Origin of the sequence: Verrucosispora sp. TAA-831 (genome assembly GCF_050780145.1) — a bacterium.
In the GTDB taxonomy this organism is placed as follows: Bacteria; Actinomycetota; Actinomycetes; order Mycobacteriales; family Micromonosporaceae; genus Micromonospora.
This window is the reverse complement of the sequence record NZ_CP192240.1, coordinates 3462963-3484076: the sequence shown is the minus strand read 5'-3', so window position 1 is coordinate 3484076 and position 21114 is coordinate 3462963. Positions and strand designations below refer to the sequence as shown.

Here is a 21114-nt window from a genome sequence, read left to right as displayed (position 1 = left end):
CGTGACCGTGATCCAGAAGAAGGCCAACAATCCGATCGCGCACCTCACCGCCGAGGACATCGAGAACCTCGGCCGGGAACTCGACGCCCTGCGGGAGCGCGTGATCAACTCCCGGGGTGAGCGGGACGCCGCGTACATCCGCAAGGTCATCTCGACGCAGCGCAAGTTGGAGGTCGGCAGCCGGGTGGTGCTGCTGTTCTCGCTGTTCCCGCCGGCCTGGATCATCGGTACCGCCGGTCTGTCGGTGGCCAAGATCCTGGAGAACATGGAGATCGGGCACAACGTCCTGCACGGCCAGTGGGACTGGATGCGCGACCCGAAGATCCACTCGACGAGCTGGGAGTGGGACCACGCCACCCCGGCGTCGCAGTGGAAGGAGTCGCACAACGAGCTGCACCACCGCTACACCAACGTGGTCGGCAAGGACAACGACCTCGGCTACGGCATCATGCGGGTCGACGAGGACCAGCCCTGGCACCCGGCCTACCTGGGGCAGCCGGTCTACAACTTCGTCAACGCCTGCTTCTTCGAGTACGGCGTCGCCGCGTACGACCTGGACCTGGCCAACAACCTCAAGGACGGCAAGCACAAGAGCCCGGAGTTCCGGGCCCGGCTCCGGGCGGTCGGCCGTAAGATCCGCCGCCAGGCGCTCAAGGACTACGTGATCCACCCGCTGCTGTCCGGCCCCTCGTTCTTCCACACCATGGCCGCGACCTTCACCGCCAACCTGGTCCGCAACCTGTGGAGCCACTCGGTGATCATGTGCGGGCACTTCCCGAAGGGCGTCGAGACCTTCGAGAAGACCTCCATCGAGGGGGAGACCCGGGGCGAGTGGTACCTGCGGCAGATGCTCGGCTCGGGCAACATCAGCGGTAGCAAGCTGATGCACATCATGACCGGCAACCTGTCGTTCCAGATCGAGCACCACCTCTTCCCCGACCTGCCCAGCAACCGCTACCAGGAGATCGCCCCCGAGGTGCGGGCGCTGTTCGACAAGTACGGCCTGAAGTACGTCACCGGCTCCCTGCCGCGACAGGTGCTCTCCGCGTGGGGCAAGGTCTTCCGCCTCGCCCTGCCGAACCGCCGCCGCACCGAGACGACCTCGGACGACCGCCCGGCGACGCCCGCGCTGGCCGCCGCCGGCGTCTGACGCCGCCGACTTCCGAGCCGTCGCTCAGCGGCGGCTCGGATAGTTCTGGGCCGACCGCCGGCCCTTGACGAAGGCCAGCACGATCACCGCGGCGAGCGCGATGACACCGATGATGAGCAGCCAACGGACCGCTTCGAGGAGCAGCCCGAGCAGGACGAGCACACCGGCCACCACGGCGACCACCCACAGCAGGGCACGCATCTGAACCTCCTGAGCACCTCGCCCGGACGATCCGGGCGGCCTGCCTGGTCAGCTACCCCGTTCGTCCCGGCCTCATGCCTGCCCGGCGAGGTCAGGCGCGGTCGAGGTCTGCGCCACATAGACCGTGTTGGCCGATTCGCCACCGGTCAGCGGGTTCGGGAAACGCACCACGTGACTGTGGTGGGTCGGGAAGACCTCGGCGAGGACCGCGTCGAAGCCCGGCTCGGGCGGGTCGTCCGACCAGAGCGCGAACACCCCGCCCGGACGGAGCAGCCGCGCCAGGCGGCGCAACCCCGCCGGGGTGTAGAAGTCGGCGTGACTCGGGTGCAGCACGTGCGCGGGGGAGTGGTCGACGTCCAGCAGGACGGCGTCGAAACGACGCCCGGGCGCGTCGGGGTCGAGGCCGTCGCCGCCGGCCACCCGGGCGAAGAAGTCGGCTCGGGCCAGCCGGGTACGCGCATCGGTGGCCAACCCGGCGGCGAACGGCAGCAACTCGCGCCGGTGCCAGTCGATGACGTCCTCGACCGCCTCCACCACCAGCAGCGCGCCCACCCGCTCGTCGGCCAGCACCGTCCTCGCCGTGTAGCCGAGCCCGAGCCCACCGACGGCCACCTCCAGGCCGGTCCCCGACAGCGGTGCCAGCCCCAGCTCGGCCAGCGCGACCTCACCGGCGGTGAACAGGCTCGACATCAGGTACTCGTCGTCGAGCTTGACCTCGTACACGTCGAGGTCGAGACGGGGGTCCCGGCGTCGGCGCAGGCTGATCTCGCCGATCGGGGTCGGACGCCAGGCCAGCTCCTCGAAACGTACGCTCACCGGCCGGATGCTACGCGCATGCCGGCGGACCGTGACGCAGGGTCCACGCGACATCGACGCGGCGCATATCCTGTGCGCCGACCGTCTCGCGCGGAGGAGATCGCATGCCGTCGCGGCAGGACCAGCTCCACTCGTACCAGTTCACCCTCCAGCGGGTGGTGGCGGCGCTGGTGATGCGCGAGACCGACCCGGTGCGCTCGCCGATGCGGCGGCTCGCCGGTGCCGCCCTGGCCAGCGTCCTGGTGGCGGTCGTCGGGTTGGGCGCGTTCGCCCTCTACGGCCTGTTCACCGGCGGTGGCGCGACGTGGCGGGACACCGCCGCCGTCATCGTCGAGAAGGAGTCCGGCGCTCGCTTCGTCTACCGCGAACAGCGGCTGCACCCGGTCCGCAACTACGCCTCGGCTCTGCTCATCGTCGGTGCGGACCAGCCGAGAACCGTGCTGGTGTCACGCCGGTCGCTCGACGGGGTGCCGCGTGGCGTACCGCTGGGCATCGGCGACGCGCCCGACTCGCTGCCGGACACCGGGCGGCTCACCACCGCGCCGTGGACGGTCTGCTCGTCGGTGTCGACCCCGGCCGGACCGGAGCGGCCCCACTCGACGCTGCTGATCGGCTCCGGCGGCGACGACGGTCGGCCGCTCGGCGCGTACGGCCTGCTGCTGCGCGCCCCCGACGGCGCGTTGCACCTGCTCTGGCAGCAGCGGCGGCACCTGGTCCGGGACACCGACCGGGTGCTGGCCGCCTTGGCGGCCACCCGGGCGCGGGCCGTGCCGGTCGCCGCGGCCCTGCTCAACGCCGTCCCGGCCGGCGCGGACCTGAAGCCGCTGGAGATACCCGGCCTCGGTGACCGCGCGGTTCGCGTCACCGGTGCGCGGGTCGGCGACGTCCTCGTCGTGCGCAACCCCGGCGGCGGGCGGCAGTACGCGGTGGTGCTCCGTGACGGCCTGGCCGGCATCACCGAGTTGCAGGCCGCGCTGCTGCTGGCCCGGACCGGGCAGCGCGAGCCGGACCCGGTCAGCCTCGGCCGCTTCGCCGCCCTGCCGCAGCTCGACGACCTCACCCCGAACGGACCCGGCGCGCCACCCGAGGTACCGCCCCGGCTGACCGCCGAGGACACCTCGACGCTCTGTGTGCGGGTCGGCGACGACACCGGCCCGGTCGACCTGCGTCTCGGCGTACGGACACCGGAACCGGTCGGCGTGCCGCACCGGGCGACCGGTGCGGCGGACCAGGTGTCGGTGGAGCCGGGGCGCGGCGCGGTGGTCGAATCGGTCGCCGCGCCCGGTGCCACCGGTGGGGCGATCTCCCTGGTCACCGACCTCGGCCGACGCTACGTCCTGGCCGACGCCGCCGTGCCGGCCATGCTCGGCTACGGCGAGGTGCGTCCGGTGCGGCTGCCCGCCGGCGTGGTCGACCTGGTTCCCGCCGGAGCGCCCCTGGACCCCGAGGCGGCCCGCCAGGCCGACCCTCCGTGATGAAAGGAAGGGTCCCCTACTAACGCCTGGTGCATAGGAAGGGTCCCTTCCTTTGCATCCGGGGACGGCGAGGGCCGCACTCGGGCGTTACGGTGGGGTACACGATGTACCCCTATTGGGTGAGGTGTCTCCGTGACCGATCAGCAGCAACCCACCCCGGGCCAACGCGTCGAGCGACTTCGCCGAGCTGCCGGGCTTTCCCGTGAACGCCTTGCCGGTGTGAGTGGACTCTCGCCGACGACCGTGAAGTTCATCGAGAAAGGGCGACGGTCGTTGACGCTGCGGGCCGCACAACAGTTGGCCCCGCATCTCGGCGTACGGGATCTCGGTGACCTGTTCGGCCCGTCCGTCTCGCTCTCCCTGGACGCCCGGGTCAGTCATCCCGCCGTTCACGAGGTTCGGCGTGCTCTGACCGCCTGGCACATCACGGTCGACGGTGAACCGGAGAGCACCGACTATCTGCGGGGCGCGGTCGACTCCGCCTGGCAGACCTGGCACACGTCCCGGCATCAGCGGACTGCGGTTGGCGAGGCGCTGCCCGTGCTGCTCGACGCGACCCAACGGGCGGCTCGGCTGTATTCCGGCGCCGAACGACGGGCAAGCCTTGCGCTTCTCGCGCAGGCATACCATCTCGCTCAGGCGTACCTGGCGTGGCACGGTGACCGCGAGCTGGTCTGGCTCACCGTCGACCGCGGGATGACTGCGGCCCTGGACGCTGACGATCCGCTCGCGATCGCTCAGGCGAGTTGGTATGCCGCGCACCTGCTGCGCTCGGTCGGTCGTGGTGACGAGGCCTTGGAGCGGCTCCGGGATGCGCGAGAGCTGATCGCACCTCGGGTTGCCGAGGGTGGGACCGAGTGGGCGGAGATGCTCGCCGACCTGCACCTGAACGAGGCGCTCACGCGCGCCCGGACGGGCGACCAGGGGGCGTGGTCGGACTGGGACGCCGCGAGAACGGTGATCGACCGTGCGTTGCCGGACGGCTTCGTGGGTCTGAGGACCAGGGTGTCGCGGCCGCTGGTCGACGTGTACGCCGTCATGTGCGCGGTGGATCTGGGCGACCCGGACGAGGCTCAACGTCGGGCTCACGCCCTGGACCCGGCGTCGATCCCATCGACCGAGCGTCGCGGCCGACACTATGTGGAGCTGGCCCGGTCGGCCGATCTGGAGGGTGCACGGGAGGCGACCCTGCACCTGCTCACGCGGGCCGAGGCGACTTCGCCGGAGACGGTTCGGTACTCCCCGATAGCGCAGGACATGGTCGGCCGGTTGTGTCGCGAGGCGCCGGCGTCGATTCGCGCCGAGGCCGTCGACCTCGCACGCCGAATCGGTGTGACCGACCTGTAGGTACCGCCCGTCACCGGGTACGCCACGTACCCCCTGTCCGGACTCTTCCTGCTTAGCGTGATCGCATGGTGGCTCTAGGGAGTATGTGCTGGTGGAATCCCTTCGCCGCTGTTCATGACGAGCGGAGGCGAACGGGTGATCTGGTGGGGGCCGTGCGTCGCGGCGCAACACATCGTGTGGCGGGTGGCCGTCCGAACTGAGGTGGAGCGGACACCGGTCAGGGAGTTGGCCCGGACGTTGCCGGATCGGTCGCGTCGTGAGTGGTGAGCTGTTGCCGATCGGTCGGCGGGTGGCGTACTGGCGTGGTCGGCGGCGGATGTCGCAGCAGGTGTTCGCCGACCGTCTGGGCAAGTCCAAGAGCTGGGTGGACAAGGTCGAGCGTGGTGCCAGGTCGTTGGACAAGGTGTCCACGATCGTGGACGTCGCCGCTGTGCTGGGGATCGACCAGTCTGTGCTGCTCGGCCGTGACACCCGCATCGATGGGGCCGGCGGGCGGCCGGAGGGTGTGGAGCGGATCCGGGAGACGTTGTCGACGTACGACGTCGTCCTGGGGCGGCGAGCCTCGGGTCGGGACGTGTCGTCGACGGCCCAGGTGGCCCGGACGGTGGAGCATGCGTGGACCACCTACCAGTACGCTCGGTACCCGCACCTGATCCGTGCATTGCCGGAGCTGCTGACGGCAGCGCAGCGCGGCCACGCCCTCGATCCGAGCACGGGCCGGGGGCCGCTGGTGGAGGCGTATCGGGTGACCGCGTCGCTGCTGGTGAAGCTCGATGAAGGCGAGTTGGCGTGGTTGGCCGCCGACCGGGCGATGGCCTTCGCCGTGGGTGATCCGGCGTTGGTGGCCGCCGCAGCGGTGCAACTGGTGCAGGTACTTCGGTCCACCGGACGGGCGCGGCTGGCGGCATCGACCAGCCGGTCCGCCGCGTACCGCATCGCACCGCCGGACCTCGACGGTGAATCTCCGGCGTGCCTGTCGTTGTGCGGAACACTGCTCGTGCAGGCCGCCCTCGCGGCGGCCGGGCACGGCGACGAGCGGACTGCCCGCGCCCTGCTCGGCGAGGCTGCTGATCTGGCCGCGCGAGTGGGTGAAGGTCGCGACCACTATCGGACCGCGTTCGGACCCGCCGCCGTGGCCGCCGCCCGGATGTCGGCAGCGGTCGCATGCGGCGACGGAGGCGACGCGGTGGTCTGGCATCATCAGGTGGTCAGCGGCGAGGGGTGGCGGTGGCTGCCCGTCGAGCACCGTGCCGCGTACCTGATCGACGCTGCCCGCGCCCATCTCCAGGTGGGCGACCCGGTCAGCGCCGCTCGGATCGTGCTGGAGGCCGAGCGCACCGCCCCCGCTGAGGTGCGCCACCGACCCGCTGCTCGTGATGTGCTCGCCCAGCTCATCCGTAGCCCGGATGCTCCGACGACAGTCGTGCAACTCGCCGCCGCCCTCGGGGTGTCCGGAGTATGACGGCACCGCTCCTGTCCTTGGCCCAGATCCTCAACCGGCTCGCCCTTACCGCGCGGTGGACCCTGCGCGACCACCAGCCGACAGTCGGCGGCACGTGTCCTGTCTGCCGCATACCGGACTGCACGGTGGCCGCCGCCGCTCGCGACGTTCTCGACGCGATCAGGCGGATGCGGTGGCGGGGCGGCGCAGGATGGTGACGGCGAAGTCGGCGTCGTCGTGCCACGGACGCAGGTCCCAGGTGGCGAAGCGGTGCTCCCGGCGCAGCCCGGCGGCGACCACGTCGGCGTCGAAGTCGGTCAGCGGATAGCCCCGGTCGGTACCGAATCCGATCGCCGCCACCCCGTCCGGACGCAGGTGCGCGGCGACGCGCCGGAGCACCGCGCCCTCGGTGCCCGCCGCCACGAACGCCATCACGTTTCCGGCCAGCACGGCCGCGTCGAAGGGCTCCGGTTCACCGGCCGCCACCAGATCCAGCTCGGTCAGGTCGGCGACCAGCCAACGCGGCCCCGGATGGTCGGCGCGGGCCGCCTCGACCAGGACCGGATCGGCGTCCACGCCGACCACGCTGTGGCCCCGGGCGGCCAGCTCGGCGCCGACCCGGCCGGTGCCGCAGCCGGCGTCGAGGATCCGGGAGCCCGGCGGCACCAGTGTGTCCAGCAGTCGCGCCTCCCCGGCCAGGTCGACCCCGTCGGCCGCCATGCGGCGGAACCGGTCGACGTACCACTGGGAGTGCTCGGGGCCGGTGTCGGTGGCCCACCGGGTCGGGTTGCCCATGGGCCCACCGTAACCGGCGGCCCTCAGGGCAGCCGGGCGACGGTCACGAACTCGTTGTACGTGAACACCCGTCCCGCGATCCGGGGGAACGGGAAGGAGTACTGCCGCAGCACGGTCAGCCCGAGTTCCCGGCAGGTCTCGGCCGCCTCGCCGAAGCCGACGAACCGGACGTGCGACGCGTCGCTGTCGTACCCGCGCTCCTGCGGGGTGATGAAGACCGCCCGGCCGCCGGGGCGGACGAACGGCAGGTACGACGCGACCACCTCGCGGGCCTGCTCGGCCGGCATGTGTTCGAGCAGGTGCGCGGCGAGCATGGAGTCGAACGCGTCGGGGCGGGCGTGCGCCGAGCGGAAGAACTCCTCCGTGGTGTACGCCTCCAGCCCAAGCGAGCGGGTGTGTGCCACCGAGGTCGGATTGTGGTCCACGCCGACCGCCCCGGCTCCCAGGTTGACCAGGTTCCGGCCGAGCCCGGAGCCGACGTCGAGGGTACGGCCGAGGCCGAGTCGCCGAAGGTTCCACCGGTACGGCGCCTGCACGTCCAGGAGCTGCTTCCAGCGCGCGCCACCGAGCTTCTGCAACCGGTGGGTGTAGTCCTCGCCCTCGGTACCCGTGGGACCCTGCTGCATCGTTGGGGCTCCTTCGCGTCGATCGTTCGCGCGCCCCCGTGCGCATTGACTGATGCCACGATCGTCTAGCCTAGCGAGGAGCGTAGCGCTACCGGGATGTGACTCATGGTTAACCAGACTGTTCCGTCGACCGGACCGAGCCCCGCCCCGGCCGACCAGGCCGACGGGGGTCACGCCCGGCTGCGGCAGTCGGCGCAGGCCACTCTGGACGGCAACTGGGAGCACGACCACACCGTTCCGTCGCGCACCCTCTATCCGCACCAGTGGAGCTGGGACTCGGCGTTCATCGCGATCGGCTGGGCGCACGTCCGACCCGAGCGGGCCTGGTCGGAGCTGTCCAGCCTGTTCGCCGCCCAGTGGCGCGACGGCCGGGTGCCGCACATCGTGTTCAACCCGGCGGTGCCGGCCACCGCGTACTTCCCGGGTCCGCTGTTCTGGGCCTGCACCGAGGTCGAGGGTGCGCCCGCGGTGGCCACCTCGGGTCTGGTCCAGCCGCCGGTGCACGCGCTGGCCGCCTGGCACGCCTACGAACGGGCACCTTCGCCGCAGGCCCGGGACGCGTTGCGGCGGCTCTATCCCCGGCTGGTGGCGCAGCAGCGCTATCTCGCCACCCGTCGGGACGTCGGCGGCGCCGGGCTGGCCGCCGTGGTGCACCCGTGGGAGTCCGGCCTGGACAACAGCCCGGCCTGGGACGAACCGCTGGCGGCCGTGCCCGCCGAGGCGTCGGTCATGCGGGCGTACCGGCGGCGCGACATCGTGCACGCCGCCGCCGCGCACCGGCCCACCGACCTGGACTACGCGCGGTACGTCGCCATCGTCACCGCCTACCGCGCGGCCGGGTACCGCGACGTGGGGCTGGCCGAGCGCCATCCGTTCCTGGTGGAGTGTCCGCTGTTCAACGCCGCGATGGGCGCCGCCGAGCACGCGTTGGCCCGGATCGCCGGGCAGGTCGACGCCGACCCGGGGCCGCACCGGGAGAAGGCGGCCCGGATCACCACGGCGCTGGTGGACCGGCTGTACGACCCGGCCACCGGCACGTTCCACGCCCGCGACCTGCGTACCGACCGGTTGACCCCGGCCCGTACGGTGCTCGGGCTGGCCCCGCTGATCCTGCCCGACCTGCCGGCGCGGCAGGTCGAGGCGGTGCTGGCGGAGGCCACCTCGGCGCGTTTCGGTCTGGCCGAGCGGATGGAGCGACCGCTGCCGAGCCACGACCGTACCGCGAGCGACTTCGAGCCGTTGCGCTACTGGCGTGGTCCGAGCTGGATGAACGTCAACTGGCTGGTGCGGTACGGCCTGCTGGCGCACGGGCGGGACGGGCTCGCCGCCGGCCTGCGCGCGTCGATGATCGAGCTGGTCGAGACCGCCGGCTGTCACGAGTACTTCCACCCGCAGACCGGTGCCGGTCTCGGCTCGGCGGATTTCGGGTGGACGGCGGCACTGCTGCTGGACGTGCTGGCCGACTGACCACCGACGGGGATGCACGGGGCGGGTAGTTTTGCGGGCCGGGCCGGGCCCGGCCCCCGGCGCGGCGGTGACGTGCCACCGGCGGGTGGGACGGCCTGGACGGACGGAGGGGCGCGATGAGCCGGGACAGCTACGACGAGCAGCTCGACCGACTCACCGGCGTGCTGGCCGCGATGAGTCGGGACGCCAGCGCGGCGATCCGGGGTGCCGGCACCGCCCTGCTCGATGTGGACCGGGGTGCCGCCGAGGCGGTGATCGCCGCCGACACGGTGCTCGACCAGCGGCGGGCCGAGGTCGAGGCGATGATCCCGCAGGTGCTGGTCCGGCATCAGCCGGTCGCCTCCGACCTGCGACTGGTGGTGTGCGCCCTGCGGATCGCCGGTGCCCTGGAGCGCATGGGTGACCTCGCCGTGCACGTCGCCAAGGTCGTCCTGATGCGGTACCCGGTGGGTGTGGTCCCGGAACCGGCGGTCCCGGTGATCACGGAGATGGCCGACGCGGCGGCCCGGATCGCCGACAAGACCGCCGTCGTGCTGGCCACCCGCGACCGGTTGGACGCGATGCAGCTCGGACTGGACGACGACGAGGTCGACGCCGCCCAGGAGCGCCTGCTGTCGCTCCTGGTGGCCGGCTGGCCGTACGGGGTGGAGTCCGCCATCGACCTGGCGCTGGTCGGCCGCTACTACGAGCGGTACGCCGACCAGGCGGTCAACGTGGCGCGGCAGGTGGTCTACCTGACGACGGGCACCATCCGGCTCTGACGGTCCGAGGCCGCTTCGACCGGGGTCGCATTCCGGGCATTCGGCACGCTGTCCCCGCAACGTCACATCCCGACTCCGGTCCGGCCATCGGTCGAGCCGTCAAGTTCACTCTTCGTTCACCTGGGTCCGGGGGTCCGGCTACCTGGGCCTCCTACCTTGGCTCGCGTACGGCCCGGACGGGCTGATGCACCCCGATAGAGAGGCTTACCTGGTGAACCGCAACGTGCTCTCGCGGCGCGTCCTCGCCGGCGTCGCGCTTGCCGCGCTCGCGCTTACCGGCTGTGGTAGCAGTGACAACAGCACGGAGCCGGGCGGAAGCGGCGGCGACAGCGCCTACGCGAACCTGTCCGGCGCGTTGAACGCCTCCGGCGCCAGCTTCCCGGACGCGTATTACCAAGAGGTCATCGAAGAGTTCAAGAGCGTTGCCTCCAACGTCACGGTCACCTACAACGCGACCGGATCCGGCACCGGCAAGAAGCAGTTCGGTGAGGGCCTGGTCGACTTCGCCGGCACCGACAGCCTGGTGAAGGACACCGACGGCGTGGCCGCCGACTCGTTCCTCTACGTGCCGACGGTCGCCGCGCCGATCACGATCTCCTACCACCTCCAGGGCGTGGAGAAGCTCCAGCTCAGCCCGGAGACGCTCGCCAAGATCTTCCAGACCGACATCAAGACCTGGGACGACGCCGCCGTCAAGGCCGACAACCCGGGTGTCGAGCTGCCCAGCACGCCGATCGTCGTCGCGCACCGCTCGGACGGCTCCGGCACCACCAACAACTTCACCAAGTACCTGGCGGCTGCCGCCGGCTCCACCTGGAAGCTCGGCAGCGGTGACACGGTGGCCTGGCCGGCCAGCACCCAGGGCGGTGAGAAGAACACCGGTGTCGCGCAGATCGTCAAGCAGACCAACGGCGCCGTGGGCTACGTCGACCTGAGCGACGCGAAGGCCACCCAGCTCACCTTCGCCGCCATCAAGAACAAGGACGGCCAGTTCGTCGCGCCGTCGATCGAGGGCACCACCGCCGGCCTGGAGGGTGCCGCGGTCGAGGCGGACCTCAGCTACAACCCGCTCGACGCCGCCGGTGCCAGCTCGTACCCGATCACCGCGCCGACCTTCATCATCGTCAAGACCTCGTACGGCGACGCCGCCAAGGCCGAGCTGGTCAAGGGCTTCCTCACCTACCTGCTCAACGAGGGCCAGGAGCTGGCTCCGGAGATCGACTTCGCGCCGCTGCCGGCTTCGCTCAAGGAGAAGGCGCTGGCTCAGGTCGAGAAGATCCAGGGCTGAGCAGATCAAGATCGCTGGGCGTTCCATCCGGGGACGGGATCGACACGATCCCGTCCCCGCCAGGGGTACCTGAGCTGGAGTGAAGATGACCTTGACAACCAAGTCCCCCGACTCCCGGCCGACGCTGGCCCGACGCGGCTCCAGCGCCCTCGGCGACCGGGTCTTCTCCTGGTGGACGCTCGGCACCGGCCTACTCGTGCTGGCCGTCCTCGGGCTGATCCTCGTCACCACCGTGACCGAGGCGTGGCCGGCGTTCGACGCGATGGGGCTGCGCTTCGTCACCGAGCGGGTCTGGGACCCGAACCCGGCGACCGGCGACGCCATCTTCGGCGCGCTGTCGTTCGCGTACGGCACGGCCGTCTCGTCGCTGATCGCGCTGCTGTTCGCGGTGCCGGTCTCGATCGGCATCGCGCTGTTCCTCACCGAGCTGGCGCCGCGCCGACTGCGCGGCCCGGCGGTGACCGTGATCGACCTGCTGGCCGCCGTGCCGTCGGTGGTCTTCGGCCTGTGGGGCATCCTGGTCGTCGCGCCGGCGCTGGTCCCGGTCTACCAGGGGATCCACGACGTGGTCGGCGGCGTCCCGGTGCTCGGCAGCCTCTTCGGCCCGGTCAGCACCGGTCGCAACTTCATGACCGCCGGCATCATCCTGGCGATCATGGTGACGCCGATCATCACCTCGATCACCCGCGAGGTGTTCGGCACCGTTCCCCGCGCCGACAAGGACGCGGCCCTGGCGCTCGGCGCGACCCGCTGGGAGATGATCCGGGGCGCGGTCTTCCCGCACAGCTTCGGCGGCGTCGTCGGCGCGGTGATGCTCGGCCTGGGCCGGGCGATGGGGGAGACCATCGCGGTGGCCCTCGTGATCGGCGGTTCGACGCAGATCACCGCCAACCTGTTCGCCTCCGGCAACACCATGGCCGCGGTCATCGTGCAGCAGTTCGGCGAGTCCACCGGCACCTACACCGCCGCCCTGATCGGTCTCGGCGTGGTGCTGTTCGCGATGACGGTACTGATCAACGTGCTCGCCCAGGTGGTCGTCCGCCGGGCCGAGGCGCGGATGAAGGGAAGCAGGTAATGACCGTCACCGCACCTCCGGCCCCCCGGGCCGCAGCCGGCGGGCCCGACCTGACCAGGGCGGCCCTGTCCGGCCGTCGTCGGTTCCGCAACCACCTCGCCACGGCGGCCATCTGGACCGCCGTGCTGCTCGCCGTCGTCCCGCTGGCCCTGGTGACCTGGGAGGTCGTCGTCAAGGGCTCCGGGGTGATGAGCCTGTCCTTCCTGACCGAGGACATCCCGAACTCCTACCGCCGCGACGGCGGCGGCATGTCGGCGGCGATCGTCGGCACGCTGACCATCACCGGCATGGCCGCCCTGATGGCGATCCCGCTCGGCGTCTTCGGCGCGATCTACCTCAACGAGTACGGCAAGCAGAAGCCGCTGGCCCGGGTCATCCGGCTGATGGCCGACGTGATGACCGGCGTGCCGTCGATCGTGATGGGCGTGTTCATCTACATCGCCTGGGTGCTGATGGTCGGCAAGCAGACCGGCTTCGCCGGCTCGCTGGCGCTGGCCTGCGTGATGCTGCCGGTGGTCATCCGCAGCAGTGAGGAGATGCTCCGGCTGGTCCCCGAGGAACTGCGGCAGGCGAGCATGGCGCTCGGCGCGCGCAAGTGGCGTACCACGCTCACCGTCGTGCTGCCGGCGGCGATCTCCGGCATCACCAGTGGTTCGCTGCTGGCGGTGGCCCGGGCCGCCGGTGAGACCGCGCCGATCGTCATCGTCACCGGCATCGTGTTCGCGCCGAACTGGAACCTCTTCGACGGGACCAACACCGCGCTGCCCGCGCAGATCTTCCGCAACGCCAGCCAACCCTTCGAGGCGGCCCAGTCCCGGGCCTGGGGTGCCGCCCTGACGCTCATCGTGATCGTGCTCGGCTTCACGATCATCGCCCGCCTCATCGCAAGCCGGTTCGCCATCAAGGAGCGCTGACATGGCCAGTAACGACACCGACCTCACCACCCGACCGTCCGTCGCGGTGCACGCCCCCGGCACCACTGCCGCGGGTACCGTGTCGTCGACCGCACCGGTGATGCAGCTCAACGACGTCAGCGTCTTCTACGGCAGCTACGAGGCCGTCCGGGGCACCTCGATGCCGATCCAGCAGAACCAGGTCACGGCGATGATCGGGCCGTCGGGCTGCGGCAAGTCGACGGTGCTGCGGGCGCTCAACCGGATGAACGACCCGATCCCCGGCGCCCGTGTCGGCGGCGAGGTCCTCTTCCACGGCCAGAACCTGTACGCCAAGGAGGTCGACCCGATCCAGGTCCGCCGCCGGATCGGCATGGTCTTCCAGAAGCCGAACCCGTTCCCCAAGTCCATCTTCGACAACGTCGCGTACGGGCTGCGGATCAACGGCATCAAGGGCCGTCTCGACGACCACGTCGAGGAGGCGCTGACCCGCGCCGCGCTCTGGGACGAGGTCAAGGACAAGCTGCGCAAGAGCGCCCTGGCGCTCTCCGGTGGTCAGCAGCAGCGGCTGTGCATCGCCCGGACCATCGCGGTCAAGCCCGAGGTGATCCTCATGGACGAGCCCTGCTCGGCGCTCGACCCGATCGCCACCGCCAAGATCGAGGACCTGATGTTCGAGTTGGCGAGCGACTACACCATCGTCATCGTCACGCACAACATGCAGCAGGCCGCCCGGGTCAGCCACTACACCGCGTTCTTCACCGCCGAGGTGGACGACAGGCAGGTGCGGCACGGCCGGCTGGTCGAGTTCAGCCAGACCGGCAAGCTGTTCACCAACCCCGCCGACAAGCGGACGGAGGACTACATCACCGGCCGCTTCGGCTGAGCCGGAGCGACGGTACAACGGCGGGCCGCACGCCGTCCTGCCGTGCGGCGGACCGTCCTGCGCGACGTGCCGACGTCGCGTGGGGCCCGAACCTGAACCGGAGCCGGTGTGGAATGAACATCCTCGTCGAGGCCACCAGGGGTGACCACCGAGCCGACGGGCGATTCGTGCTGCTCGTGGTGGACGACGACGAGAGCGTCGGCGCCGAGCTGGTCGCGCAGTTGGCCGACCATCGGGTACGCGGGCACCACTTCCCGCACGCCGCGGAGGCCTTGCTGGCCACCGGTGCCCTGCAACCGGACGCCGCCGTGGTCGCCGCCGGACTGGGCACCATGAGCAGCGCCGACCTGGTGCGGCTGCTGGCCGGGCGGGCCGGCATCCCGACCGTGGTCGGGGTCGGTGACGACGACGGCGGGGTGGCCGTGGCCGCGCTCAAGGCGGGCGCCACCGCCGGTGTCCGCCGTCCGTACCGCGCCGAGGAGGTGCTGCCGATCCTGCGGGCCATCCGCCCGGACACCTCCGGCGCGCTCGACCCGCCGATCGAACTCGGTGGACTGCGGGTGGACCCGGCGACGTTCGAGGTGAGCCGGGACGGTCGGGCGATCGCCCTGCCGTTGAAGGAGTTCAAGCTGCTCTACTTCTTCATGAGCCACGCCGAGCGGACGGTCACCCGCGAGCAGTTGCTCACCGCTGTCTGGGGCGGCGTCCCCGACGACAGCTCCAACACGCTGACCGTGCACATCAAGCGACTGCGTCGGCGGCTCGCCCTCGACGGCGACCGACCTCCGGTGATCGTGACCGTACGCGGCCTGGGGTACCGGTTCGTACCCGCCGCGGCCCCGGCCGCCCACCCGACCTCGTGACCGCCCCGGCACCGCCGCCGTACCCGCCCCGCGCCGGGTGGGCGCCGACCCGTCAGCCGGGGCCGGCACCGGACGGGATGGTGCTGGTGGCGGTGCCGATGGCCTACGTGCCGCACGTCGCGCGCCTGCTGGCCGAACTGGACGCCGGACAGCGGGCGGGGCCGCCGCACGCCCGGGTCGCACCTCCGCCCGGCCCGCCCGCCGCCGACTGGTCCGTCGATGACCTGCGTCGACTCAGCCGGGGAAGCAGCGCCACCCACCGTACGGTGGCCGCGGTGCTCGACGCGCTCGCCGCCGAGCCCGACCGGCTGTTCACCGTGCGGGACCTGGCGCAGGCCACCGGTCGGCCACGCAAGAAGATCGTCGGGGCGATGGCGGGCCTGACCCGACTGTTGAAGGCGCACTACGACTACGCGGGCCGGGGACTTCCGTTCGCCCGGGTGGACGGGCGGCCGGAGGCGTCCCGCGAACTCTGCTACACCGTGGACGCGCGGCGGGCGGCGTGCTGGCGCGAGGCCCGCTCGCCGTCGCCCCCGAGCGAGTCGACACCCACGTGAATCCGCGTCCCGCCACGGGCCTGCTGGTAAGGAAGGGTCCCCTGCTATACACCAGGCGATAGCAGGGGACCCTTCCTTACACCGCACCCGCACCGCACCCGCATCCGAGGCGGTTTGTCGGCGTGGGGCAGGGGTAATCGGCGCGGCGCCGACGACAGGAGGGCGCCGTGCGGTTTCCCTTGTTCGTCGCCGCGGTGTCGCGCCGGTCGGGCCTGCCGTCCGACCAGGCCGCCGCCGTGGCCCGCGCGGTGCTGGACACCGTCGCCGAGCGGATGGCGGGTACGACGGCGACCACCGACCCGACCGGGTACCTGCCGGACGAGCTGACCGACGACCCGCCCACCGGATCCGGGTCGACCCGACCGGCGGAGTTCCTGCGCCGGGTGGCCCAGCGGGCCGGCGTCGACGGGGCGACGGCCTCCGTCGGGGCCGACGCGGTCTTCGCCACGCTGCGCGAGACCGTCACCGTGGCCGAGTTCCGGCATCTGGTGGCACGGTTGCGGAGCCCGTCGGCCGGACCCGTCGAGTGCCCCGGGGAGACCCTGCCCTGACGCGTGCCCGGGTCGGGGCGGGGGAGCCCCGGCGCGCCACGTGGACCGGACCCGCCAGAGGTCTCCCTGCCGGTGGGGCGGTCGATGCCAGCCGATAGGCTGCCGCCCGTGGCAGGTCTGTTGAGGAGTATGGCGGCCCGTGTCGGCGCGGTTATCCCGGGTCCCCGGCGTGGTGGGCCGGCACCGGCGAAGACCGCGCGACCGCGTCAGGTCACCGCGTTGCAGCGTCGCGTGCTGTCGTATGCGCCGGAACCGGACGGCCAGGCCGACCCGGGGGAGATCGTCTGGACCTGGGTGGCCTACGAGGACGACCCCCGGCAGGGCAAGGACCGTCCGGTGCTGGTGGTGGGGCGGCACAGCCGGACGCTGTTCGCGCTGATGTTGTCCAGCCGCAGCGACCGCGACGGCGAGCGGCACTGGCTGTCGCTCGGGCCCGGCGAGTGGGACCGGGAGAAGCGGCCCAGTTGGGTGCGGCTGGACCGGGTGCTGACGATGCGGGAGGACAGCATCCGTCGGGAGGGCGCGGTGCTGGACCGGGCCCGATTCGACCGGGTCGGCCAGGCGTTGCGCGCCGGGTACGGCTGGCACTGACGCCCGGCGCGGTCAACCCGCCTCGGGACCGGGACCGGCCGCCGCGTGCCGGGTGTCCGGCGGCGGGTACGGCTGCGCGGCGAGCAGCCGGGCCAGGTGGGCGCTGTTCAGTGCCAGCGCCGCGGTGGTCCGGCCGGTGGTGTCGGGTTTCGGGCGTACGTCGAGGTAGTCGGTCTTGTGCAGCGCTTCACCGACCCAGTACGTGGCCCCGGCCGCCGGGCAGGTGAAGCCGACCTCGTTGAGGGCCTGTTGCACCTGGCCGATGGTGTGGTGTGCGCCGTCCTCGTTGCCGACCACGGCGACCGCACCGACCTTGCCGTAGGTGAGCAGCCGGCCCTGCTCGTCGGTCTCGGCGAGTTCGGCGTCCAGCCGTTCCAGCACCATCTTGCAGACGCTCGACGGCTGGCCGAGCCAGATCGGTGTGGCGATCACCAGGATCCGCGCGGCGAGCAGCTTCGCCCGGATGCCCGGCCAGCCGTCCCCGTCGCCCTCGTCGGTGGAGACGCCGAAGCGGACGTCGTGGTCGACGACGCGGATCAGGTCACCGTCGACGTCCTGCTCGGCGAGGGCGTCGAGGACCTCACGCCCGAGCGCCTCGGAACTGGAGGGCGCCGGTGAGCGCTTGAGGGTGCAGTTGAGCACCAGGGCCCGGATGTTCGCCACGATCGTCCCTCCGGCCGTCGGTCCGCCTGATCCCGTTCCGTTACCCGGACACGACGCGGTCACGCCCCGACGGAGGGACGGAGGTCAGCACTCGGCGAGATGCGGGCTGTCGCGCAGCTCCCGGCGGGCTCGGCCGGCGCCGATGCCCTTGGCCTCGTACATCACCGCGTCGGCCCGGTCGAGGGCCTCGGTGAGGTGGGTGCCCTGCACCGGTGCCAGGCCGACCGAGGCGGTCACCCGTAGGGTGACGGTGCCCAGCGGGATCGGCGCGGCGAGCATGTCGCAGAGGCGCCGGGTGGCGTGGTCGATCCACCGGCGGTCCGTGGTGGGGCTGGCCAGCAGTCCGGCGAACTCGTCCCCGCCGAGCCGGGCGACCAGGTTGTCCCCGGCGAAGGTGGCCAGCCGTTCGGCGACGCTGATCAGCACCTGGTCTCCGGCGGAGTGTCCGTACCGGTCGTTGATCTGTTTGAAGTCGTCCAGGTCGAGCACCACCGCGACCAGTGGGCGGCCCGCGCAGTCGGTGAGCAGGGTCGCGGCCAGACGGTAGAAGGCCCGCCGGTTGGGCAGGCCGGTCAGCGGATCGTGGCTGGCGGCGTGCCGTTCGGCGGTCAGCTCGGCCTGGAGTCGGCCGATCTCCGACTCGGCGCGGACGGCCCGACGTCCGAGCTGCCAGGAGGAGAGCAGGGCACCGACGGCGCAGAGACCGGACGCGACAGTGAGCGGATCCGGCACCCACCTCTCCCTTCGCCGCGAACGCGTCGCGCGCCCGCCCGACGGGTGTGTGCCAGACACCTCGTTTCCCCTGGTGGCGGCCGGGATCGCGTGACAGAAAGTGAGCGGATGGGCACCGCTCACTTGCGCTATCATGCTCGCTGTCCATTGCAGATGCAATAGCAGATGCACGTGCAGATGAGTTGACTCCATCCCCTTTGCCGCTACCGCTCCTCCCACGGCACCGGCGCCTACCGGAGAGAACCGACGTCACCATGCAGCAGCCCCCGAACGGCGTTCCCGTCGCCCAGTTGCCCCCTCTCGTCTGGCAGAAGAGCCGGCACAGCAATCCCAGTGGGAACTGTGTCGAGCTGGCGGAGTTGCCCGAGGGGGCGGGGATCGCCGTGCGCAACTCCCGCCACCCGGAGGGGCCGGCGTTGATCTACACCGTCGACGAGATCACCGCGTTCGTGCTCGGCGCCCGGGACGGGGACTTCGACCATCTGATCGACTGACCGTCCGTCCCATCGCTGGGAATCGCCGTACGCGGGACGGAGGTTCACCTCACTGATGGTTCATGGCATGCTTACACGTCGGTCGGACCGGTCCATCGGTTCGACCGACGACGGCGTGCGGAGGACGGCAGGTGACCATGGTTTCCGCGGAGGAGGGTCCGGCGGCGGGCCCCACCGTGCTGCGGATGCTACTCGGCGCCCAACTGCGGCGGTTGCGTGAGTCGCGCGGGGTCACCCGGGAGAACGCCGGTTGGGAGATCCGCTCCTCCGAGTCCAAGATCAGTCGGATGGAGCTGGGTCGGGTCGGGTTCAAGGAACGCGACGTCGCCGACCTGCTCACGCTCTACGGCGTCACCGCCGAACAGGAGCGCGGCGCGCTGCTCAAGCTGGCCCGGGACGCGAACAACCCGGGCTGGTGGCACCGCTACGGCGACGTGCTCCCGTCGTGGTTCCAGTCGTATCTCGGCCTGGAGGCCGCGGCGGCGCTGATCCGCAGCTACGAGGTGCAGTTCGTGCCGGGCCTGTTGCAGACGCGCGAGTACGCCCGCGCCGTGGTGCTGCTCGGGCACGGCCAGGCCTCGCCCGCGGAGATCGACCGCCGGGTGGACCTGCGGATGCGCCGGCAGGAGGTGCTGCACCGGGCCAAGCCGCCCCGGCTCTGGGCGGTGGTCGACGAGGCGGCGCTGCGCCGCCCGATCGGTGGTCCGCAGGTCATGCGGGGGCAGTTGGAGGCCCTGCTCAAGGCCACCCAGACACCGAACGTCCGGGTGCAGGTCATCCCGTTCGCCGCCGGTGGACACGCCGCCGCCGGTGGTGCCTTCACCATCCTGCGCTTCGGTGACCAGGATCTGCCGGACATCGTCTACATCGAGCAGTTGACCAGCGCGATCTATCTGGACAAGCGCGATGACCTCGACTTCTACGCGGTCGCCATGGAGCGGCTCTGTGTCGAGGCCGAGCCGCCGGAGCGTACGGCGGAGATCCTCGAACGGATGATCGCGGACCTCGACCCCAGGTGATCCACCCGGACCGTTGACGACGGCGGGTGATTGACACCTGACGACGTGCTGGCTAGTCTCTGGATCGATCCAGTAACTGGATCGATCCAGAAGGGTGGGCCTGCATGAAACCGACCCTGCGGGCCGTCGCCGAGGCGGTCGGCGTCTCACGCAGCACCGTCTCCAACGCGTACAGCCGTCCCGACCAGCTCTCCACCGAGCTGCGCGAGCGCATCCTGGCCGCCGCCCGGCAGATGGGCTACCCGGGACCCGACCCGACTGCCCGGTCGCTGCGCCGGGGCTTCGTCGGCGCCATCGGGGTGCTGTTCACCTCGCGGCTGTCGTACGCGTTCACCGACCCCTTCGCGGTCCGGTTCGTCACCGGCGTCGCCGAGGCGGCCGAACGCCACGCCAGCAGCCTGCTACTGGTGCCGCTGCCACCGGATCCGGCCGGTGCGCGGCGGGCGGTGGAGAACGCCGCCGCCGACGGGTTCTGCGTCTACTGCACCGGCGGCGAGGAGGGCCTCCTCGCCGCCATCCGTCGCCGTGGGCTGCCCTTCGTCACCACCTCGTCGCGACCCCGCGCGGACGACCGTTGGGTCGGCATCGACGAGCGGGCCGCCGCCCACTCGGTGGCCGCGCACCTGGTCGACCTCGGACACCGACGGGTCGCGCTGCTCGGCCACGACGTCCTGCCACGCGCCGGAGACGGACTGCTGCGCGTGGCCGACGTGACCGGCGTGCCGCATCCCACCACCCGCGAGCGGTTCGCCGGCTTCGCCGACGCCTTCGCGACGGCCGGCGTGTCCTGGACCGACCTGACGGTGCTCACCGCCCGGGACAACACCCGGGAGGCCGGAGCCGTGGCCACCCGGGCGCTCGCCGGCCTGCCCGAGCCGCCCACGGCGGTGCTGGCCGCCTCCGACGTACTCGCCCTCGGCGCGCTCGACGCCCTGCGCACTCAGGCCGGAGGGGGACCACCGGTCTCCGTCACCGGCTTCGACGACATCGCCGAGGCCGCCACCGCCGGCCTGACCACCGTGCGTCAGCCCGCCGAGGAGAAGGGGCGCACCGCGGCCGAACTGCTCCTCGACCCGCCCGAGGATGCCCGCGCGGGTCAGATCCTGCTGCCCACCACGCTCGTCGTCCGGACCACGTCCGGACCTGTCCCGAGGAGCTGACCATGGAACAGCCCACCGGCTTCGTGTTCGCCATCGACGCGGTCGACCGCCACGTCAACTCCGCCCGGCCGGACGCGCCGATCCGTCCCGATCCGCCGCGTGTCGCGCGGTTCGCCACCGGTCGCCGACGCGCTGCCGGGGCACTGCGCCGACTCGCCGACCGGATCCAGCCGGCCCCGCTGCCCAGCCCGACCAACTGCGTCCGCTGAGGGCGACCGGGGACCGGGCGGTGGCGGCGAGGCGGGCCTGAGTCCCCCACCGGC

The 21114-nt window shown here is 71.7% G+C and carries 24 protein-coding genes; 18 read left to right on the top strand and 6 right to left on the bottom strand.

Going from position 1 to position 21114, the window contains the following annotated elements; genetic code table 11:
* Window position 1 precedes the first annotated feature (1 nt).
* Complete coding sequence (locus ACQVFL_RS15815; protein WP_396695708.1) at window positions 2–1150, top strand: fatty acid desaturase family protein; 1149 nt, start codon at window positions 2–4, stop codon at window positions 1148–1150.
* 24 nt (window positions 1151–1174) lie between these two features.
* Here ACQVFL_RS15815 and ACQVFL_RS15810 read toward each other — a convergent pair whose 3' ends face one another.
* Together ACQVFL_RS15810 and ACQVFL_RS15805 are read right to left on the bottom strand one after the other, a co-directional pair.
* Window positions 1175–1351, bottom strand: a complete 177-nt coding sequence (locus ACQVFL_RS15810; protein WP_396695706.1) for a hypothetical protein — start codon at window positions 1349–1351, stop codon at window positions 1175–1177.
* A gap of 72 nt (window positions 1352–1423) precedes the next feature.
* Complete coding sequence (locus ACQVFL_RS15805) at window positions 1424–2167, bottom strand: spermidine synthase (protein ID WP_396695704.1); 744 nt, start codon at window positions 2165–2167, stop codon at window positions 1424–1426.
* A 104-nt stretch (window positions 2168–2271) separates the two neighbouring features.
* Here ACQVFL_RS15805 and eccB point away from each other — a divergent pair, with 104 nt between their 5' ends.
* From eccB to ACQVFL_RS15790, 3 genes are all read left to right on the top strand, one after another.
* Window positions 2272–3642, top strand: coding sequence for a type VII secretion protein EccB (eccB, locus tag ACQVFL_RS15800; RefSeq protein ID WP_431729737.1), 1371 nt, complete (start codon window positions 2272–2274; stop codon window positions 3640–3642).
* A 132-nt stretch (window positions 3643–3774) separates the two neighbouring features.
* Entirely contained in the window at window positions 3775–4989 is a 1215-nt protein-coding gene (locus ACQVFL_RS15795; protein ID WP_431729736.1) for a helix-turn-helix transcriptional regulator, read from the top strand.
* 256 nt (window positions 4990–5245) lie between these two features.
* Window positions 5246–6451, top strand: a complete 1206-nt coding sequence (locus ACQVFL_RS15790) for a helix-turn-helix domain-containing protein (RefSeq protein ID WP_396695698.1) — start codon at window positions 5246–5248, stop codon at window positions 6449–6451.
* Between the two features lie 159 nt (window positions 6452–6610).
* Here ACQVFL_RS15790 and ACQVFL_RS15785 read toward each other — a convergent pair whose 3' ends face one another.
* Window positions 6611–7225, bottom strand: a complete 615-nt coding sequence (locus ACQVFL_RS15785) for a class I SAM-dependent methyltransferase (protein ID WP_431729735.1) — start codon at window positions 7223–7225, stop codon at window positions 6611–6613.
* A 23-nt stretch (window positions 7226–7248) separates the two neighbouring features.
* Window positions 7249–7851, bottom strand: a complete 603-nt coding sequence (locus tag ACQVFL_RS15780; protein WP_396695694.1) for a class I SAM-dependent methyltransferase — start codon at window positions 7849–7851, stop codon at window positions 7249–7251.
* 105 nt (window positions 7852–7956) lie between these two features.
* On the opposite strand from ACQVFL_RS15780, the gene ACQVFL_RS15775 reads away from it, so the two are divergent.
* The 10 genes from ACQVFL_RS15775 to ACQVFL_RS15730 all read left to right on the top strand — a co-directional run bounded on the left by ACQVFL_RS15775 (window position 7957) and on the right by ACQVFL_RS15730 (window position 16783).
* The gene (locus ACQVFL_RS15775; protein WP_431729734.1) at window positions 7957–9318 is read left to right on the top strand and encodes an MGH1-like glycoside hydrolase domain-containing protein; all 1362 of its coding nucleotides are present in this window, start codon (window positions 7957–7959) and stop codon (window positions 9316–9318) included.
* A 116-nt stretch (window positions 9319–9434) separates the two neighbouring features.
* Window positions 9435–10079: a phosphate signaling complex protein PhoU gene (phoU, locus tag ACQVFL_RS15770; protein ID WP_396695690.1), complete on the top strand. Its 645-nt coding sequence runs from the start codon at window positions 9435–9437 to the stop codon at window positions 10077–10079.
* Window positions 10080–10290: 211 nt separating this feature from the next.
* Window positions 10291–11367 (top strand): phosphate ABC transporter substrate-binding protein PstS, encoded by a 1077-nt coding sequence (gene pstS, locus ACQVFL_RS15765; RefSeq protein ID WP_396695688.1) that lies wholly within the window; start codon window positions 10291–10293, stop codon window positions 11365–11367.
* A gap of 85 nt (window positions 11368–11452) precedes the next feature.
* Window positions 11453–12442, top strand: a complete 990-nt coding sequence (gene pstC, locus ACQVFL_RS15760) for a phosphate ABC transporter permease subunit PstC (protein ID WP_431729733.1) — start codon at window positions 11453–11455, stop codon at window positions 12440–12442.
* Window positions 12442–13356 carry a phosphate ABC transporter permease PstA gene (gene pstA, locus ACQVFL_RS15755; protein WP_431729732.1) on the top strand — a complete coding sequence of 305 codons (915 nt, stop codon included), beginning with the start codon at window positions 12442–12444 and terminating at the stop codon, window positions 13354–13356. The genes pstC and pstA overlap by 1 nt, the downstream gene beginning before the upstream one ends.
* Before the next feature lies 1 nt (window position 13357).
* Window positions 13358–14221, top strand: a complete 864-nt coding sequence (gene pstB / locus ACQVFL_RS15750) for a phosphate ABC transporter ATP-binding protein PstB (protein ID WP_396695682.1) — start codon at window positions 13358–13360, stop codon at window positions 14219–14221.
* Window positions 14222–14334: 113 nt separating this feature from the next.
* Window positions 14335–15084 (top strand): DNA-binding response regulator, encoded by a 750-nt coding sequence (locus tag ACQVFL_RS15745; RefSeq protein ID WP_396695680.1) that lies wholly within the window; start codon window positions 14335–14337, stop codon window positions 15082–15084.
* On the top strand, window positions 15081–15641 hold the full coding sequence (locus tag ACQVFL_RS15740) for a hypothetical protein (protein ID WP_431729731.1): 561 nt from the start codon (window positions 15081–15083) through the stop codon (window positions 15639–15641). The genes ACQVFL_RS15745 and ACQVFL_RS15740 overlap by 4 nt, the downstream gene beginning before the upstream one ends.
* 167 nt (window positions 15642–15808) lie before the next feature.
* A complete protein-coding gene (locus tag ACQVFL_RS15735; RefSeq protein ID WP_396695676.1) occupies window positions 15809–16192 on the top strand; it encodes a DUF2267 domain-containing protein in 384 nt (127 codons plus the stop codon).
* Between the two features lie 108 nt (window positions 16193–16300).
* Window positions 16301–16783 carry a type II toxin-antitoxin system PemK/MazF family toxin gene (locus ACQVFL_RS15730; RefSeq protein ID WP_396695674.1) on the top strand — a complete coding sequence of 161 codons (483 nt, stop codon included), beginning with the start codon at window positions 16301–16303 and terminating at the stop codon, window positions 16781–16783.
* Window positions 16784–16795: 12 nt separating this feature from the next.
* Here ACQVFL_RS15730 and ACQVFL_RS15725 read toward each other — a convergent pair whose 3' ends face one another.
* Complete coding sequence (locus ACQVFL_RS15725; RefSeq protein WP_431729730.1) at window positions 16796–17446, bottom strand: flavodoxin family protein; 651 nt, start codon at window positions 17444–17446, stop codon at window positions 16796–16798.
* A gap of 84 nt (window positions 17447–17530) precedes the next feature.
* Window positions 17531–18178, bottom strand: a complete 648-nt coding sequence (locus tag ACQVFL_RS15720) for a GGDEF domain-containing protein (RefSeq protein ID WP_396695670.1) — start codon at window positions 18176–18178, stop codon at window positions 17531–17533.
* A 254-nt stretch (window positions 18179–18432) separates the two neighbouring features.
* Here ACQVFL_RS15720 and ACQVFL_RS15715 point away from each other — a divergent pair, with 254 nt between their 5' ends.
* The 4 genes from ACQVFL_RS15715 to ACQVFL_RS15700 all read left to right on the top strand — a co-directional run bounded on the left by ACQVFL_RS15715 (window position 18433) and on the right by ACQVFL_RS15700 (window position 21060).
* A complete protein-coding gene (locus ACQVFL_RS15715; RefSeq protein WP_396695668.1) occupies window positions 18433–18672 on the top strand; it encodes a DUF397 domain-containing protein in 240 nt (79 codons plus the stop codon).
* 137 nt (window positions 18673–18809) lie between these two features.
* Complete coding sequence (locus tag ACQVFL_RS15710; protein ID WP_396695866.1) at window positions 18810–19691, top strand: helix-turn-helix domain-containing protein; 882 nt, start codon at window positions 18810–18812, stop codon at window positions 19689–19691.
* Between the two features lie 104 nt (window positions 19692–19795).
* Window positions 19796–20851 (top strand): LacI family DNA-binding transcriptional regulator, encoded by a 1056-nt coding sequence (locus ACQVFL_RS15705; RefSeq protein WP_431729729.1) that lies wholly within the window; start codon window positions 19796–19798, stop codon window positions 20849–20851.
* Window positions 20852–20853: 2 nt separating this feature from the next.
* Complete coding sequence (locus tag ACQVFL_RS15700; protein ID WP_396695664.1) at window positions 20854–21060, top strand: hypothetical protein; 207 nt, start codon at window positions 20854–20856, stop codon at window positions 21058–21060.
* The last annotated feature ends 54 nt before the right edge of the window (window positions 21061–21114 follow it).

What these genes read in the sequence shown, in the direction of transcription:
- ACQVFL_RS15715 (WP_396695668.1), top strand. Translation starts at nt 18,433, where the DNA reads ATGCAGCAGCCCCCGAACGGCGTTCCCGTCGCCCAGTTGCCCCCTCTC.
- phoU (WP_396695690.1), top strand. Translation starts at nt 9,435, where the DNA reads ATGAGCCGGGACAGCTACGACGAGCAGCTCGACCGACTCACCGGCGTG.
- ACQVFL_RS15745 (WP_396695680.1), top strand. Translation starts at nt 14,335, where the DNA reads ATGAACATCCTCGTCGAGGCCACCAGGGGTGACCACCGAGCCGACGGG.
- ACQVFL_RS15705 (WP_431729729.1), top strand. Translation starts at nt 19,796, where the DNA reads ATGAAACCGACCCTGCGGGCCGTCGCCGAGGCGGTCGGCGTCTCACGC.
- ACQVFL_RS15710 (WP_396695866.1), top strand. Translation starts at nt 18,810, where the DNA reads ATGGTTTCCGCGGAGGAGGGTCCGGCGGCGGGCCCCACCGTGCTGCGG.
- pstA (WP_431729732.1), top strand. Translation starts at nt 12,442, where the DNA reads ATGACCGTCACCGCACCTCCGGCCCCCCGGGCCGCAGCCGGCGGGCCC.
- eccB (WP_431729737.1), top strand. Translation starts at nt 2,272, where the DNA reads ATGCCGTCGCGGCAGGACCAGCTCCACTCGTACCAGTTCACCCTCCAG.
- ACQVFL_RS15785 (WP_431729735.1), bottom strand. Translation starts at nt 7,225, where the DNA reads ATGGGCAACCCGACCCGGTGGGCCACCGACACCGGCCCCGAGCACTCC.
- ACQVFL_RS15780 (WP_396695694.1), bottom strand. Translation starts at nt 7,851, where the DNA reads ATGCAGCAGGGTCCCACGGGTACCGAGGGCGAGGACTACACCCACCGG.
- ACQVFL_RS15775 (WP_431729734.1), top strand. Translation starts at nt 7,957, where the DNA reads ATGGTTAACCAGACTGTTCCGTCGACCGGACCGAGCCCCGCCCCGGCC.
- ACQVFL_RS15700 (WP_396695664.1), top strand. Translation starts at nt 20,854, where the DNA reads ATGGAACAGCCCACCGGCTTCGTGTTCGCCATCGACGCGGTCGACCGC.
- pstB (WP_396695682.1), top strand. Translation starts at nt 13,358, where the DNA reads ATGGCCAGTAACGACACCGACCTCACCACCCGACCGTCCGTCGCGGTG.
- pstC (WP_431729733.1), top strand. Translation starts at nt 11,453, where the DNA reads ATGACCTTGACAACCAAGTCCCCCGACTCCCGGCCGACGCTGGCCCGA.
- ACQVFL_RS15810 (WP_396695706.1), bottom strand. Translation starts at nt 1,351, where the DNA reads ATGCGTGCCCTGCTGTGGGTGGTCGCCGTGGTGGCCGGTGTGCTCGTC.